Origin of the sequence: Clostridium sp. HCP1S3_C6 (assembly GCF_052066735.1) — a bacterium.
Classification (GTDB): Bacteria; Bacillota; Clostridia; order Clostridiales; family Clostridiaceae; genus Clostridium.
In genome coordinates this window covers 1-1389 of record NZ_JBQHRN010000068.1, presented here as the reverse complement: position 1 = coordinate 1389, position 1389 = coordinate 1, and the positions used below count along the sequence as shown (strand labels likewise).

The following is a 1389-nucleotide window of genomic DNA, read 5'->3' as shown; positions in this document are numbered from 1 at the left end:
TCCACCAAATAATATACATATAATTATTTTTATATTCTTTTTATTAAATTCCACAAAAAAGCCTCCTTACAAATAAAATATCATATTAACAAAAATTATATTTAAAAATAACAAATATTCCAAGTAAAATTTTAATATATTCTTCACATTTATTTAAATTATTTTATGTAAAATTATGGTAATATTAATTAGAGCAATTTTTTTGGAGGTTATCTTGAAAATAAAAAATAATTTATTGAAAATATTATCTGTCCTAATATTATTATTTGCCCTTGTTTTTACTTCTAAAACAATATACTTAAAATTAAAATGCAGAAACTTAGACTATGCAATTAATTATGAACTTTGTAATAATTGCAATTCATACAATTTACTAAGAGTACAAAATTCTAAAATAGTATTTCTAGATAATGATAAAGCTGTAGTAAAAGCTAAAGGCCTTAGAAAAAAAGAACCACACATGAAAACTACAATAGAATGCCATTTAAAAAAAGATTTTTTTGAATCATGGAATATTGAAAACTCATATGACATTTCTAATTAGTCATAAAATATAATTGCAAATCATTTGCACTTAGTTATATAATAGAGTTAGAATATCTTAGGAGTTGATTTTTTTGACAGAAAATTATTTAATTGAAACTAAAAACCTTTGTTTCAGTTACGAAAAGAACTCACCAATGATATTAAAAGATATTAATATAAGAATTCCAAAAGGAATTTATCTTTCAATTGTAGGTGAAAATGGTAGCTGCAAAACAACCTTTATAAAATTACTTTTAAATCTTCTAAAGCCTGTTTCTGGCTCTATTAATATACATACAAATAATGTTTCCTATGTACCTCAACGATTAGATGGCTTCAATAGCAGCTTTCCTATATCAGTATATGAAATATTAAAATGTCATTGTAAGGCCTTAAATATTGATGTAAACAAAGAAATTAATTCAGCTTTAGAAAAAGTTAATATGCTTGATCATAAAAACTCACTTATTGGTAATTTGTCTGGTGGTCAACAGCAAAGAGTTTTTATAGCAAGAGCTTTAATGGGAAATACTGATCTTATAATACTTGACGAGCCTTCTACTGGTGTAGATTATAAAAATCAAGTTGAAATATATTCTTTATTAAGTGATATTAATAAGAAATTTTCTACTACAATTATTTCTGTAGAACATAACTTAAGCATGGCTTTAAAATATTCAACTCATATACTTAAATTTGATGAAGGTAAATTATCTTTAAATTCAATAGAATCATTTAAAGATTATATTAAAGAAGGAGATTATTAATAGTTATTAAAAATATATTCAAATATAATCAAATGTAATATAATATATTTAGGGGTGATTATATTTGAGTAAAAATTATAAACCAAAAGAATTTGCT

At 22.7% G+C, this 1389-nt stretch carries 2 protein-coding genes; both read left to right on the top strand.

Annotation, left to right across the window (positions count from 1 at the left end; all coding sequences use genetic code 11):
- Positions 1 to 214: 214 nt before the first annotated feature.
- On the top strand, positions 215 to 544 hold the full coding sequence (locus ACTNAO_RS12750) for a hypothetical protein (RefSeq protein ID WP_441027867.1): 330 nt from the start codon (positions 215 to 217) through the stop codon (positions 542 to 544).
- 136 nt (positions 545 to 680) lie between these two features.
- Entirely contained in the window at positions 681 to 1292 is a 612-nt protein-coding gene (locus ACTNAO_RS12745; RefSeq protein WP_441027900.1) for a metal ABC transporter ATP-binding protein, read from the top strand.
- Positions 1293 to 1389: the final 97 nt, after the last annotated feature.

What these genes read in the sequence shown, in the direction of transcription:
- ACTNAO_RS12745 (WP_441027900.1), top strand. Translation starts at nt 681, where the DNA reads ATGATATTAAAAGATATTAATATAAGAATTCCAAAAGGAATTTATCTT.